The sequence below is a fragment of the Candidatus Protochlamydia amoebophila UWE25 genome (assembly GCF_000011565.2).
GTDB lineage: Bacteria > Chlamydiota > Chlamydiia > Chlamydiales > Parachlamydiaceae > Protochlamydia > Protochlamydia amoebophila.
Map to the genome: position 1 here is coordinate 2,134,678 of NC_005861.2, position 15,481 is coordinate 2,150,158.

9 protein-coding genes are annotated in these 15,481 nt (G+C 34.8%); 1 reads left to right on the forward strand and 8 read right to left on the reverse strand.

What is annotated here, in order from left to right; all coding sequences use genetic code 11:
• Window positions 1-168 precede the first annotated feature (168 nt).
• The 5 genes from PC_RS08450 to PC_RS08470 form a co-directional block, all read right to left on the reverse strand.
• A complete protein-coding gene (locus PC_RS08450; protein ID WP_011176309.1) occupies window positions 169-7,377 on the reverse strand; it encodes a hypothetical protein in 7,209 nt (2,402 codons plus the stop codon).
• A 195-nt stretch (window positions 7,378-7,572) separates the two neighbouring features.
• Window positions 7,573-8,268 (reverse strand): RadC family protein, encoded by a 696-nt coding sequence (radC, locus tag PC_RS08455; RefSeq protein ID WP_011176310.1) that lies wholly within the window; start codon window positions 8,266-8,268, stop codon window positions 7,573-7,575.
• Between the two features lie 7 nt (window positions 8,269-8,275).
• A complete protein-coding gene (gene hflX, locus PC_RS08460; RefSeq protein WP_011176311.1) occupies window positions 8,276-9,610 on the reverse strand; it encodes a GTPase HflX in 1,335 nt (444 codons plus the stop codon).
• 3 nt (window positions 9,611-9,613) lie between these two features.
• Window positions 9,614-10,363, reverse strand: coding sequence for an MBL fold metallo-hydrolase (locus PC_RS08465; RefSeq protein WP_226988462.1), 750 nt, complete (start codon window positions 10,361-10,363; stop codon window positions 9,614-9,616).
• A gap of 39 nt (window positions 10,364-10,402) precedes the next feature.
• Window positions 10,403-10,957, reverse strand: coding sequence for a hypothetical protein (locus PC_RS08470; protein WP_011176313.1), 555 nt, complete (start codon window positions 10,955-10,957; stop codon window positions 10,403-10,405).
• Between the two features lie 212 nt (window positions 10,958-11,169).
• Between PC_RS08470 and PC_RS08475 the strand changes: the two genes are divergently transcribed.
• A complete protein-coding gene (locus PC_RS08475) occupies window positions 11,170-12,174 on the forward strand; it encodes an NAD(P)/FAD-dependent oxidoreductase (protein ID WP_011176314.1) in 1,005 nt (334 codons plus the stop codon).
• Window positions 12,175-12,229: 55 nt separating this feature from the next.
• Here PC_RS08475 and PC_RS08480 read toward each other — a convergent pair whose 3' ends face one another.
• From PC_RS08480 to PC_RS08490, 3 genes are read right to left on the reverse strand one after another with little or no spacing between them, the layout of a single operon-like run.
• Window positions 12,230-13,051, reverse strand: coding sequence for a hypothetical protein (locus tag PC_RS08480; protein WP_039358849.1), 822 nt, complete (start codon window positions 13,049-13,051; stop codon window positions 12,230-12,232).
• 8 nt (window positions 13,052-13,059) lie between these two features.
• Window positions 13,060-14,220 carry a citrate (Si)-synthase gene (locus tag PC_RS08485; RefSeq protein ID WP_011176316.1) on the reverse strand — a complete coding sequence of 387 codons (1,161 nt, stop codon included), beginning with the start codon at window positions 14,218-14,220 and terminating at the stop codon, window positions 13,060-13,062.
• A 53-nt stretch (window positions 14,221-14,273) separates the two neighbouring features.
• Window positions 14,274-15,266 (reverse strand): malate dehydrogenase, encoded by a 993-nt coding sequence (locus PC_RS08490; RefSeq protein ID WP_011176317.1) that lies wholly within the window; start codon window positions 15,264-15,266, stop codon window positions 14,274-14,276.
• Between the last annotated feature and the right edge of the window lie 215 nt (window positions 15,267-15,481).

Sequence of the window (15,481 nt, forward strand, 5' to 3'; positions counted from 1 at the left end):
GTAATTCGCTTAAAAATATATCAAATTGAGAAAATAAACTCACGTTAGTTAGCTAACTTGAATGAAAGAATTTTTTTCTTTTAAAAAAATTTTAAATGAAAAGGAGGCTAGCCTAGCCTCCTATAAAATAAATTACCCATTTAGCTAAAATCTTTATTAAAACAAGCTTTATGAAACACTATTTTCTTCAACTGGAAAAGAAAAAGCATCTTCTCTTAAAGCTTTTTCTACAGTTAATTGTATTTCCTTCGCTAAATTGTAAACCAACGCTTCTAGATGTAAAGGATGAGAATCCACCGGTTGATTATCTGGTGTACAAGTTAAGAAATCTAAAATTCTCTCGCGATTGGCATCTAGAGATAAGAAATTATAAAGAATTTTTTTCATTAACTTTTTAAGCCCTGTTTTGTCATAAATAAATTCAAGAACAGACCCAATTATTTTAAAGAAAATAAAATTAAATAAGATATCCAAGGCATTTTTGAGATTAAGCCCCATTTTCCCAAAAGCTTTGAAAATTAGGGCATCAAATTTTGCTTGAGCGGTCTTCCATAAATTCTTAATCGCATAAGAAACACTAGCATCTACAACATCGTAAGTTTGTTGTTTGATTTTTACATCAAGTTCGGCAATTTTTTGCTCACGCTTAATTTTTTTAGCGGTTTCGGAAGAAGGATCAATCGAAATTGTAGGTTCTCGAGTCAATGAGTCTCGCTCAGCTGCACTTTTAAGAGCTGATTTCAAAATTTTTTCTATAAAGTTTTCATTAAATTGTTTTCCTAACGAGGCTCCAACAGCCCGCTTCAATGATGGATTAATTTTACCCGTTTTAGAATTTCTCAATTTATTTTTTACGACTGCAGGCAATTCAATCATTTCTAATACAGCCGCTATTAACTCTGCGGATGCATCATTCAATTGTTCTAAAGAAGGATCTTCAGGAGGAGTTGTATCTAAAACAATTTCTTTATTTAAAGTTTCTTGAGTAATTGCTAGTGCGCTTGAAATAATTTTTTTAACATTTGCCTCATCAAGCACAGTTTCAACAAACGACTGAATTGCGATGGGGAACACATCTGTTTTTAACAATTTCCAAATCGTCAAACGAAGATTTTCAGGAATGAAATCTAAATCTTTTTTACCATTTGGAAATAACATTTTCATCAATGTTTTAGTCGCAGGATCGTGAAAATGTGTTTGTCTTTGAGCTTTAATAATATTTGCATCACTCTTAATAAAATCTTTGATGGATTTACCATCAATAACTTTATTTAGAGCATGTTTGCGACTTTTACTAAGAGGTTGAGCACCTTGAGGGACGCCACGTATTTTTTCGATGACTCCAACCAATTTGTTGATGGATATAGCCTCGTCCCCTTTTTCTTGTAAAGCCACCATATTTGCTAACTCGATCTTCAAAAGGTTTTGCTGTTCAATTGTTAAGCGTTCGTTCAAACGTTTATTGATTTCAGCGACAGACAGATCGTAACTAATCGGTTTAGTTGGAATAGCAGAGTGTAGCTCTGAATCTGCTGCTTTTACAAAATCTTCATGGCTAATGTGGTTTCTACCTGCAACTTTTGCTATTTTTTTAGCTTTGTTATATAGTTCAATATGTTTACCAACTACGCTGAAAAGATTACTCATCAAATTACGATTGAATTGCGCACCCTGCTGTTCTTCAAAATGAATAACTCGTTCAAATAGCTGATGCAGATTTCCTAAAACGAGATTACCTACAAGAGCAGCCACTTTTTGTTTATCTTCGATTAGAACATCCGAAGCTGAAACTTTTTCAATTTTCTCTCCAACCATTTGTTGGAAGGCTGGTGCTTTTGCATAATTGAGCAATATTTTAGCGACTTCAAAATTAGCTTTTGATAAATCTTCTAAATAACTATTTATTCCAGTCGTCGCTTTATTAATCAAACGGTTTCCATTAGGTCCTGCTTCATTGATGATAGAAAGAATAGCTCTCATTACCTCCTGAGATATATCCTCTACTATAATATCGACATAAGCTTTACCTGTTTGAGCTTCCACACCGTATTTTTTTAATGATTCTTTGGTATGAAGAATAGTCTGATTTTGCTGATCTGCTGTTTCAGAAACATGGTGATGAATTTGCAGAACTAATTGGTTAAGCTGATCTTTAACAGCATCATACACTACTTTTCTTAAAGGTTCTGGAATTCCTTCAAAAGCCTCCTCAGAATCTAATCCTAAAATTTCTTTAAAAACTTCGTCATTGAGTTCTTGCGCAACAACTTCGATCTGCCTAGTTTTAGCTTCTTGGTATTTGCGCTCAACAACTGCCAACAGTTTTTCAGTTAAAACAATTAAACTATCCTTACCTCTACTTGGAGGATTTTTCTGAGCTATTTTTACGAACAATCGTAAAAACATAGATTCCACATAATTTGAGGCAAATCCGCTCAAATTTTGATAGGCTGGGTTATCTAAATGCGTTGTTGATTCAAGTTGATTCGCTAACTGTTGAGCAATAATTCCATTCATTTGAGGTAAACCTTTTTGCAAGGAGTTAGTGACTTGCTCAGGGGTTATTAATACATCAAATAACTCTTCCAAAAGTATAAAAAGTTGATCCCTGTAACTTTTTTGATCAATAATTTGAATGAGATTTGTAAATTCAACTTCATTTTCTATATGAAGATGCGCCGTTTGTAAATAGGCATCTACTACAGCTTTATTCGTGATCATTTGCTCGCGAGCATGCTCTGTCAACTCTGCAATTTTGTGTGTAAATTCATCAAGTTCAGCACTTGTCGGTTCACGTCCGGCTAAATCCTTAAAAATAAGATTGGCTGTTGGGCGCAAGCTTCTAAAAACGGAAGGAAAAACTTTAAATACATCTTTTGAAAAAGCTCGGGCGAGATTTCCAAGCAGCTTGGAGCCTGAGGCATGCTTAAGTATTTCTTTATTTTGCTCTTTTTCTATCATAGGCAAAAGAACGGGACTTAAGTGTTCATAAGCCTGTTCTTTAAGAATTTGATAAGCCATTTTTTGCAAAACTGCTGGAATACCAATAATATCTTGCTCAGATTGAACGCCTAAAATATTTTTTAATATTTTTTCTGTCACCAAGCTAGCCGCTTCTTCTTTGGAACGACCTTGAATTAGCGTTGGATCTTGAATAAAATTGTTTAATTTTTCACCAATAACAGCTAAAGAATTTTCTCCTTCATTAGTTTCTGCAATTTTAACAAAAACCTTTAATAAAGTTCCTTCTATATAACGCTCAAGTATACTCCAATTACCTTGAAAAACAGTTCCCGTGCCAGATAACATCTCTTGGATTTGAGGAGCCATTAGAGTATGCAAGCTGCTTGCTCCAGGAATAGCATCGTTTAATAATTCCGCTAAACGTTCAGGAGTCAAGAGAATCTTCTTGATGTGTCCAAGTATTTTTTGATTTTCTAAAGAAGCTTTCAAAAATTCTTGTTCTTGTTCATCTAACGTTTGATTTAAAGCTCTTTCAAACGCTGAAACCAACAATTCGGTAGTAAGGTGTTCTTTCCCTAACTGAATGGACATGTGATGAAGCTCTAAAACCAATTCTTTCGATTTCTTATCCAGATTTAATTCATAAAGCTCTTGATTTTCAGCTAAAATAGTACGAATATGCTCTTCTGATAAAATCTGTCTGCTTTCTTTCAAAACAAGAAGCCGTTCACTAACACGATCAATATCTTCCTGAGGAATCCGTTTTTCTAAAAAATGTTTAATTTGACCTAAATTTAATGCGCTTAACCCTTGCTTTTGCATTTCATCAGTTAAGGCTTGTTCCATAGCAACAATTTGACCTTCAGAAGGGTCTATAATGTTACCCAACTTTAATATGGATTGAGCAAAAGGCTTATAACTTGCCACCATTTTAGGTAGATGATCTATAAGACTACTTGCAGCGACATGTGAAAGTTGAGCTAACAACTGGCTTCCTGTTCCCATTGAAGCCAACATCTGTTGATTAGATTTTGCTTCAACAATAGTTAAAATTATAGGAGAAAGTTGAGCAAAAACTAGTCGGCCTAGCTGCTTTTCTTTCACACTTTCTATATAAGGCCAAATTTGATCTTGAATGGCGACTGGGAGCTCTAATTTTTCTTTTTGGCCCAGACCAATTAAGCCTGACAATTCATTAACCAGAACTTGGAACATGCCTAAATGCTTATCTAATTCTACTGTTAAACGTAAATTTTCTTTTTTATATTCTTGAATTTGGTGAAAAGCATCAATAATAAAACCTTTCTGAATTAATGCTTGATCCCATTGTGCTTGATTAATGGAAGGTTTTTCGTTTTGAACGGCCTTTTCCTTTTCTTGTAAAACCTTCAACAGATAATCATGCTCTTTATTCGCATTTTGAAGCGTTTTTTCCATCACCATCGCTTCAGAAACTAGCGAAAGTTCTTCTGTTGAAAGAGAAAAAAGCGTAATCAACATGTCTAAATGTAATCGCTCCTCTTGTAGCTTTTGCAAATCAATTAAAGCGGCAGATGAAGCTAATTTGTCATCCAATTTCAATTTGAGCGATCGAATGACTGCTAAATCACTCATTAAACTTTGACTTTCTTTTTCGATTTGAAATTGATCTTGAATTGTTTGTCGATAAGCGATAGCCGCTCGAGCTTTATTTAATTGAAGGCGACTCCAATCAATTGATGAATTTTTATTTAATTTCTCAAAAATGTGATTTAACCTGTTTTCCAGAAGTATTACTTCATGACTTGCGCGAAGAAGTTGCTTGTTTCCTTGAATAACAGCTTGGATTAGTAAAGTTTGTTCTGGAGTAATTCCCGAGAATGGATTCGCAATAATTTTTTGAAGGCGTTTGATCTCTTGATCATTTTTAGTGATAGTCCCTTGCAACGCAAGCGCCGTTTTCATTTCTTCAATTTTTTCTGCATTTAATACAGGAAAAGCTTTTTGAAAAGCTTGATGAATATTTGAAAATAATTGAGCAGCATAATCACTGCTGTCTTCATGGAAATTAATTTGGATCGTATTGACCATCGCTTTCAAAATAGCGGCTTGTATCCCTTTCTTTATTAAAGAAACTGATTCTGGCTCTCCAATAGAATTTGCAGTTAAAGCCGTGATGTTCCTCTTAAACCATTGTTTTAAAGTTTCATCAATTTTTAGACCTGGTAAATAGTTGTTAAATAATTCCTCTAATTCGCTACCCAATCCTATTGAATCGATCAAATCAAGGTGGCGAGATAAAGCTGTATCGACAATTTGATGACTAAAGGCCTGGCTAATTTCTAAAAGCTGCTCACCTTCTTGATATTCATTAACTTTTTGTACTGCATCATTATAAAGAGACTGAACTTGTTGAAAATCTGGGCTCATTTCAGTGAGTACATTCTGCAAACTTTTTGCTTTCTCTATGAGCCGTGGTATCAGCAATTTTTCTATTAAAAGTTCAGGTAAAGGTAATTTACGTGCAAAATCTTTTAAGAATTCGTCAGAGATAACTTTTCCCCCTTCAATCGTTTTAATTTTTGCTAGAATCCGGTCTATTAATTCCTTAATAAATTGACCTTCATCAATTGTTTGACCTTCAGGGATAACTAATTCTGCTCCTTGAGCTAATAAAGATAGAGTTAAATTTCTCAAAACACCTTGGGTAAAATAACCCACCTTAAGTAGGTTGGGATCATTCGTATGCAACATTATTTGAACAGATTCTACAATCCAACCTGCTAATTGTTCTTGAGAACATTTCGCTAAAATTGCAGAAGTTGTTTGCGGCTGAACAGCTAGGCTAGGTGTATTTAAAATATCTTCTACCAAACTAATCACTTTTGGATCGGTCTGTATAAATTTTTTTCCTAAATTAAGAATAAGAGCAGCTGGCGCATCGATTAATCCTTCAATATTTACATCTCCAATGCGATCCTGGATTACTCTTTCTCTTCCTTGTCTAAGTGTAAGATCTTTTTCCAGTGGATTATAAGCTTCAACCAATTGATTGGTTAATACATCCATTAGGGAATTGTAAATAAAACCCTCAAGTTTTTCTTGTAAAGATCCCATGCCTATGGTTGATAAATTGAGCTTTGGAATCACCAAATCTTTCACTTTGTTTGGAAAACAGTATTTGATGAGATCATCAACAGCTGGTTTAAAGATAGCTTTTAGTTCTTGTCGACGTTCTATCTCTTTTTCCATACTGAATGCTAAAATTCTCGCCTGATTCCACCGGCTTCCAATTCTTGTCGAATCGTCCGCACCTTGCATGATATAACCTTCGAGAACTTCTTCTGATAAACCTTGAAATTCAGGAAATAACGATGTATCAGAAAGAGATCCTGAAAGCTGTCCATTTGCCCACTGATTTAAAAGAGCTTTCTTTTCTGAATCATCATCAATATTTGGAAAAATTTCTTTGATTAATTTAGCGTGTTTTTGTCTATGCTCACGATACTTTTCTTCAACTTGTGCCATTTTTACTTCAGCGACAGGTTCGGAAATTTTTTGAGCAAATAAAGAAATGATGCTAACTAAAACAGGTTGATTCCCAAAATTTTTAATTGATTTTCCCTCTTTTTGTACATTCACAGCAAGATTTGAAAAAGCAATGGCTAAATTAATATCTAAAAGGTCTTTGATAAGTTGTTTATCTATATCGATAGTAGAGGGAATTAAATTGGTAATTGGCTCGTAAAGAATTTTAGTCACAAATTGTGAAAAAGCAATATATTCAGAACCGACTCCCGAAGCATGAATTCGCTCATAAGCTACTGCAACAAGAACTTCTTTATCTAAATTTTTCGCATAACTTGAAACATACATTTCACCGCCTTTTTTTAAGGCAGCAAATGTCCCTGCTTTCACAGATGAACCAATGGTCTGTAAAGCAGAACTAACAGTTGTAATAGCATTCCAAATACGAGTGGCAGTGATTTCATTTGCTTTTTCAGCAGTTGACTTAGCAGCAGATATTTGCTCAGAATTTTCATTATTAAGAGAGGAAATTGTATCAAAAGGATCTAGTTCTGTTTCTTGTGAATTTAAAAATGGGATCTCTTCTGCTAGAGACTCTCTCGAGTTTATTGCAACCGTTTCAGACCAGTCTAAATTCTCGCTTTGCTCTTCCTCAGTATCAGTATCTAAATTTGACTCAGCTCCATCATCCATGTCATCTGAATCTTTAGGTTCTTTAGGACCTAATATCCCCCACCCCCAATTCAGAGGATTGAAAAATCCACCCCGATAAGTTTGACCATTTAAAACATTTTGGGCTTTTTCATCAGTTCTGGCTTCTGTAGTATCATTGTTTACGTCGTTAGTATTTGATTGATCACTTTGAGAGCGATGGCTTGAAGGTGTGACAGAATTTATCGGTGCCATAAAAACCTAAAAATTATTTATAATTTTATAATTTTTAACATAACTATATTTTAACAAATAAAATTATATTAGTAAATCGATACTCAAAAAAAAATAATATCTTAAAATAAAAACAACTCAATCTTAAAAAACCTAAAAATACATTTACTAAAAAGATTTCTGCATACTTTATGCCAAAAAAATTTTGTAGAATATTTATTTTAACAAAAGGTTTTGATCTTTAAATGATACGTAAGAATTTTTACCAATAATTAAATGATCTCGAAGCGGGATGCCTAGCAATCGACTTCCCTCTAATAAAATTTGCGTCAATTTTAAATCTTGATTTGAAGGCATTGGATCGCCACTTGGGTGATTATGAACAACAATTAAACTGGCTGCTTTGTGGCGAATCGCAGAATAAAAAACTTCTCTTGGATGGACAAGCGTTTGGGACAAGCTTCCAATAGAAATTACTTCATAAGTAATTAAATATCCTTTTGTATCCTGAAATATCGCCATAAAAATTTCTCTATTCTCATTTTCAAGCTCATCTTTGACCAACTGGTAGGCATGAGAGGAATGTTCGATTAAATAGCGAGATTTAATTTGTTGGCGCGTCGCTCGAAATCCAAGATTAAGGGCTGCTTTCAATTGAATGGCTTTTGCAAATCCAATCCCTTGAACTTCTAGTAACTCTGTCAAAGTTGCTTGCATTAAGGCTTCTAATCCTCCAAATCGTGTCACCAAAGCTCGAGATACTTCCAAAACTGAAGCCACTTTTGAACCGCTACCTAAAATGATCGCCAGAATTTCTATCAGCGATAAAGAATCTGCGCCATGCCGAATTAATCGCTCTCTAGGTCTTTCTTCTTTAGGTAAAGACTGAATGGAATGCTCATTTATTCTCATCCCTATCCTATCTTTCTGCTAAGATTTGATAATGCGCATATTTATCAACAATCAATGCTGGCAAATCAACTTTTAGTAAAACATCATTATCTTCATAATCTTGAGATAAAATATGCCCTAAACGGATAATCTCACTCACACTACCGTAATCACTTTGAGGAATACGAAATTCGGCAACTTGTCTTTGGCGGCTCAATTCCTGAATCATGGCTTCTTGAAGCTCTTCAAATCCTATTTTTTTTAAAGCTGAAATCTGCACATTTTTTGGATAACTCATCCTAATTCGATGAATCATATGAGGATGTTCGCATTGATCGATTTTATTTAAAACTGTAATAATAGGCTTTTTTCCTGCTCCAAGTTCTTGTAAAACTTCATAAGTTGTAGCGGCCTGTTCTTCTGCCATGGGATGACTGACATCAATCAAATGTAAAAGAATATCTGCTTCAATTGCTTCTTCAAGCGTGCTTTTAAAGGCAGCTACTAGTAAGTGAGGGAGCTTGCGAATGAATCCAACGGTGTCGACAATTAAAATATCTTGGTTATTAGGCAGAGTAAATTTTCGGGTGGTCGTATCGAGCGTTGCAAAAAGCTTATCTTCCACAAATACGCCTGCATCAGTCAAAGCATTGAGAAGAGTAGACTTTCCTGCATTCGTATAACCAATAATAGCAAAAACAGGAATTGCAGAGCGGACTCTTGATAAACGTTGCGTCTCACGAACAGCTTTAACATCGTCTATCTCTTTTTGTAAAACGTCCATTTTACGTTTGAGAATTCGTTTATCAATTTCAATTTGTTTTTCCCCTTCTCCTTTTAAATAAGCCCCTCCCCCGCCAGAACCTGAAGTTCCCTGCTGACGAGAAAGGTGAGTCCACAATCTTTTTAGGCGAGGAGCTTCATATTTAATTTTTGCTAATTCAATTTGTAAACGCGCTTCTTTAGTGTGAGCTCTCTGCGCGAAAACACCCAAAATCAATTCTGTTCGATCAATAACCGGCTTATTGAAAGCTGCTTGTAAATTTCTCTGCTGAGCAGGCGTGATTTCATCATCAAAAATAATAAGATCTACAGCTAATTCATTAGCGATTTGAATTAATTCCTCTAGCTTACCCTTACTAACATAGGTAGAAGCATCGAATTTTCGTAGTGAGCAAGGCTCTTTTTTTGCAACTTCAATCCCAAATGTATAAGCTAATAAAGCCAACTCTTCTAAGTGTTCTTCACAAAGCCTTAGTTGCTTATTCCCTTGATAAACCGAAATCAATAAAGCTTTCTGGTTTTTTTCTTCTTCATGTAAAATAAAATCTGATTCATCTTTGACAGTTTTATCATTTTTCATTTCTTATTCCTTATAATCATTAAATTCTATCTCTAAGCCATCATAAGCCAGTCTCACATGTTTGGGGAGATAAGCATTTACTTTATCATGATCTAATTCATGTGAAAGATGCGTCAACCAAACAGACTCAGCACCAATTTTATTAGCAAAGTCTAATGCCTCATCAATTGAAAAATGAAGCTGAGAAGCTGTATACTTTAATGCACTAATAACAAGGATTTTTAAATCTTGTAACTGAGTAAAAATCGTTTGTGGAAACGTTCGAATGTCTGATAAATAAGCGAGATCACCAAAACGAAATCCATTAACAGCCATTCCTCCCTGTTCATAGGTCATATAATTAATAGAAGTTCCTTCAAATGTCACGCTTCCTTCAATTAAAGAAGGAAGCGTTTGCAAATGCAAACGTTGAATAAAATCTTTTTTTTCTGTAGCAAATAAATAATGGTAACGTTGTTGGATATCTATTCTAGTGATTTCCGAAAGCAAAATAGGAAGAGGAGTTATTCGTTTATAATAAATGGGACGCAAATCATCAATACCGGCTGTATGATCTTGATGAGCATGAGTTAATATGACTCCATCTAAGGCATGAATGCGATGACGTAAAGCTTGTAAACGGAAATCAGGTCCTACATCAATCAAAAACTGTTTGAAATGAGTTTTAACTAATGCTGAAGGACGTAAGCGTTGGTTAAAAGAAGAAGAAGAATGACACACTTCGCAGCCACAACCTAAAACAGGTATTCCCATCGAAGCTCCAGTCCCAAGAAATAATAATTTTCCCATAATCTAAAAGTTTTGGTTAATCGTAAGTAATGAAAAAAGTTTTTTGTAAAGTTCAGACCGGGAAAAATAAACCCACCCTCCTCTCTTGTCATCTCCAATCAACTGAATGCGGAAATAATGATCAGGTAGGAATAGGAATTGAGCGATTTGAAAAACCAATTGACTTTGTGGATCCGATCTCAATTTCATTGTTAATACCGTCGAATGATGATGAAAAATAAGATCCAATTTCTCATCCACTGACTGCAAAATGTTTTCGGAAGCAATGAATCGATAAAACTCTTGATATTTTTTAAATGTCACAGGACGCATCACAAATTGAGTCAGTTTTGGAACAAAATAAGAAAACTCTAATCTATTAACTACTTGTTGTTCCCTTTTTTCCAATTGAGAATTTTTAAAAACAGTTGAATCAATCAGCATTTTATTTACATCGCTCTGCCCTATAAGATTATAAAGATAAAGAAAAAAAGCAGATAAAAAAACAGCAGACAAAACAACCATTATTAAAAGAAGAACAATTTGCTTCACCTGTTTATGGATGCTTGTGTTTTCCAAAATAGCTGCCTTTTTTACACTTTTTATTCGATTTATACTAACCTCGCTAGATTTAAATGACAATTTTGAAAAACAATCATGTATACAACTCTTTTAACAAAGAAGACGCTTTGTTATTTTTTTCGGAAGAATTGGAAAATTTTAAACAATTTTTACTCCGAATTTGAGACATTAAAGTAATTTAAAACGATTTCTAACATTTTTTTACTATTATGAAAATTACCATTGTAGGAGCTGGGTTTTGCGGCTTAGCCACAGCTTGGCATTTGCTGAATCATCCTCAATTTCAATTCGCGTCTATCCAAATCGTTGATGCCAAAGGCATCGGTGGAGCAGCTTCAGGGATTGCAACGGGACTTTTACATCCCTATGTAGGAGGTCAAGCAAAATTAAATTTATCGGGATGGGAGGGTTTCCAAGCAACGTATGAATTACTTCAAATTGCTTCTCGTGAACTAAAACAATCCGTTTTTAGTGATGGTGCAGGAATTTTACGAATTGCTTTAAGTGCGAAACAACTTATAGACTTTCAAAATTGTGCTTTAAACCATCCAATGGATGTCGAGTGGTTAACTCAAGAAAAAATTCTATCTTGGATACCGGGAATCGCACCAGCTCCTGCCTTATGGATAAAAAAAGGATTAATTGTTTATTCTTCCCTTTATCTTCGAGGATTGTGGAATGCCTGCCAAAAAAGAGGGGCTCAATTCCAAAAACAACATATACACTCCTTACAAGAAATCGAAAATAACGATTATATTATTTTGACAATGGGAGCACAAACTTCGTTTTTACCTGAATTTTCCACTCTACCACTGCGGGTGGTGAAAGGACAAATTTTAGAGCTAGCCTGGCCAGACACTATTCCCCCTTTACCAGTTGCTGTAAATTCTCAAGCATACATTGTGATGTCTAAATCTAAACGCACCTGTTTAGTTGGAGCTACGTATGAAAAAAAATTTTCAAGTGCCGAACCCGAAAAAGAAATTGCAATTACAGAAATTATGCCCAAAGCGCAGGCAATCTTACCCTTCTTAGAAAAGCTTCCTGTCGTCAACAGCTATGCAGGGTTAAGAGGGGTTGGTCCCAAGCATCTACCTTTTATCCATCGCTTTTCTTCCCGTCATTGGATTTTGACCGGCATGGGATCAAAAGGGCTGTTATACCACGCCCTCATGTCCAAGCAACTTGTTAAAGCCATTGCAAAATCAATTTAATTGTATAAAGTCTACTACAAAATAGCCTTCAACAACATATAAAGAATTAAGATGGTTATGAAAGATCTTTTTGTTTCTGCATCAATACATGTGCTTCTGCAGCAAAATTAAAAAAGAAAATTACAGCAGGTGTCAGGAAAGCAACAAAGGGAAGCATAATAAAAAACCATTTTAGGATAGTATAAATAGGCTTTTGACATTCTACAAAGATTGTTCCAGTCATCCATGTAGAAAGTAGTAATAAACCTAAAATAAAAATCAGAGGTAATAAAGACATCATTATTAAAAAAATATTGTTGAAGGGATTTTGCTCTAATCTTTTGACTGTTAAATGAAAAACAGCTCCTTTTTCGATTCCCCTTAAGGCAATGACAGGAGCCACAAAAAATAAAACTAGAAGGCTAAGTACGCATAATATTAACGTACCCAAATTAATGAGAAAAGGAGCAAAAGAAAGAATTAAACCAAAGACTTCCCCAATAACTGGAATTTCTTGTAATAAAACAAAAACCCCTAATAAAATCCAAAGAAGCAAATAACTCAGAATAATCGGAATAGCAAAATACGATGCGCCTATCATGACTTCCCATGATTTGGATAAAATGTTCCAATAATTTACTTCATAATTTTTTACTTCATCATGATAAATGCGGATTAATAAAATTCCTGCAGATAATAAAATTCCCGTACAAATGAAAATAGGTAAAAAAGTGAGGCTGAGTTGTACCCACCGTCCCGCATGAAGAGAAACTCCTCGAAAAAAGACGATTAAAACACCGCTCATGGCAAGAATACAAAAAACCAATAAAAGTTTTTTCTTTGTAAATGTTAAAGCTAGAGCCCGATTAAAAATATGAGAAATTGCATTAAAATCCATTAAATCTTCTATTGTTTATTTTCCTTAAAAAAGTATTTAGGTCTCACAATTGGCGTGCCTTTTCCTTCTCGCGCTTCTTTTCTTTCATAGACGATTTGTCTTCCAATTCCCACTACACGTGCAAGTCCAAACAAAACAGTGTAATATTCAGAACAAGGAAAGCCAGCGGCTGTCAATAAAATTCCTGAAATAGCATCAACGTTGGGATAAGGATCTGAAATTTTAGGATTATTTTGCAACACTTTACTACCCACTTTTCTTAAAAGCTGTGCCATTTTTACAAGAGCATGGGAAGCATAATACTGATTAGTTACTTCGTAAAGAAGAGTAGCTCGTGGATCCTCAACACGTAAAACGGCGTGTCCAAAGCCAAATATCAACTCTCCTTTATCTAAATGAGCCCGAATAAGCCTTTCTAATTCTTCTTCTGTGCTATGTTCGCCTAACTCTTCAACGAGTTGATGAACAAAAGTCAAACAATCTTGATTAGCCTTTCCATGACGTGGCCCTGCTAATGCACACATAGCTGCTGACATAGATCCATATAAATCTTCTAAGCCTGAAGCAACAGCTTTACCAACAAAAGCTGAAAGATTCCCTCCTCCATGATCATAGTGCAAAACGTTAAAAAATTTAAAGGCTCTTGCTAACTCTTGCTGATTAGCATCTGGCACATTAAGCATTTGCGTAAAATTTTCCATATAGCCGAGTTGAGGCTGTGATTGTTTGGTCTTCCCCCATCCTGCATGATGGTTAATAACAGTCGCTGCAATTTCAGGAACTTTCGCGATTAAATTTAAATAATCTTCATGATAATCATTTTTTCCTTCAAATCCACTTGCTAAAAGTAAAGCAATAGAAAAAAGTTTCATAGGATGAATATTTCTAGGCAATTTTTCAATCGATTCAATCAACGCTGTTGAGCAATTGGCTCTTATTAATAAATCTTGACTAAATCTAGAAACCTCTTCAGGTTTACCAACATATCCATGATAAAGCAAATAAATTACTTGCTCGGGTTCCCATTGATCAATTTCTGATACTGGATGCCCTGCATAAAAAAGACCTTTGACAGGATCAACACTTGAAGTTGTGCAGTACCCGACTGGATAACCCCTTAAACCAGTTTCTAAGCTTTCTTTTGTTATTTCGAACAGGACTTCAGACATAACGATTCCTTGGGTTTAATCCATCTTTATATCAAATAAAAAAATAAAATATTTCAAATTTTTAATATTGAACTAACCATCTCTCTTTCTTCTTTTAATTCTTGCTCTGTTAATTTAATTTTTTCCTCCAAAAATGCATCCCATTTAAGCCCTGAAACAATAGAAAGCTCTCCATTTTTTTTGACGCGACAAGGGAAAGAGAAAATTAATCCTTCTTCAATTCCATAAGGATTCCCATCTGACAACAGAGCAGTAGAAAACCATTGTCCGGTGGGGGTTGGTAAAATCCGGTCTCGCATGGCGTCTAATAAAGCACTGGCCGCAGAAGCTGCAGATGATTTTCCTCTAGCTTGAATGATCGCTGCTCCTCGTTTTTGAACAGACTCTATAAAATCTTTTTCTAACCATTGACGGTCGGGAATTATAGTTTCAACCGGTTTCTGACTAATTTTTGCATTCACAAAATCAGGAACCTGCGTCGCAGAGTGGTTTCCCCAAATCGTTACACAAGAGACATCCTTTGTTGAAACTTGACTTTTTTGGGAAAGAAAAAACGTAGCTCGATTTTGATCTAAACGAGTCATAGCATAAAAATTTTCTCTTTTTAAGCTGGGGGCGTTGTTTAATGCAATTAAACAATTCGTATTACAAGGATTCCCGACAACAAATATCTTAGCTGAAGACTTTGCCACAGCATTTAAAGCCTGTCCCTGATTAACAAAAATTTTACTATTTTCCTGTAATAAATCTCTTCGCTCCATTCCAGGACCGCGTGACTTTGCACCAATTAAAAGAGCGTAATCAATGTCCTCAAATGCTTGATACGGATCGCTGCAAATCTTAATGGAAGATAGAAGCGGAAATGCACAATCTTCTATCTCCATTTTTACGCCTTCTAAAGCTGACAAAGCATTTGGAACTTCTAAAACCTGTAATTCAATCAATTGATTAGGCCCAAACAATTCTCCGCTCGCTAAGCGAAATAATAAGCTATAAGCAATTTGCCCCGCTCCTCCCGAAATTGCAATTTTGATTGGTTGAGACATATTCCCTCCGTGAACGTAGTTATCCTCACTATAGTTTTCCCCTTTATATTTCGCAAAAAAATTTATTCAATTTTGATCCAGTTAAACAATTAACAAATAATTAATAAATGCTTAATAAATAAAACTATTTTTAGTAGTAAAATAAAGTTAACAAGATGCGATAAAAAAAGATAATTTAACCTTCATTTTAATAAATAATAAAAAATAAAGGATAA